A 387-nucleotide genomic window follows, 5' to 3' on the forward strand; every position below is an offset into this window, starting at 1 on the left:
CTGCGCGCCACGAGCGCCTTCGACAGGCCCTCCGCCCACGTGCGCCGCCGGAAGTACGCGAAGCGCTCGCGCGCGGCGGGCACCCGGTGCCGGATGACGGCGCGGTCGTCGAGGAGCAGCACCGCGCCCGGGTGGTCCCGGCCGAGCCGGATGCACAGCTCGGTCTCCTCGCAGCCCAGCGGGCGCCGGTCGCCGTCCCGCCCGATCCCGGTCACGAAGCCGCCGGTACGGGCGAAGGCGGCGCGCCGGAACGAGGCGTTGCCGCCGAGCACGTTGCGGACCGGGACGAGCCCGCGCGGCTGCCCCGCGTACGTACAGCCCACGACCCAGTCGAACTCCTCGGGGAACCACGCGGGCCGCCGCCCCGAGGCCCACGCGGGCAGCGTC

The 387-nt window shown here is 77.8% G+C and carries 1 pseudogene; it reads right to left on the bottom strand.

Annotated features, from left to right (window positions below):
- A pseudogene (locus tag G3I42_RS07390) lies at positions 1-387 on the bottom strand (glycosyltransferase family 2 protein); the annotation flags it as partial.

This window comes from Streptomyces sp. SID11385 (genome assembly GCF_010548245.1).
In the GTDB taxonomy this organism is placed as follows: domain Bacteria; phylum Actinomycetota; class Actinomycetes; order Streptomycetales; family Streptomycetaceae; genus Streptomyces.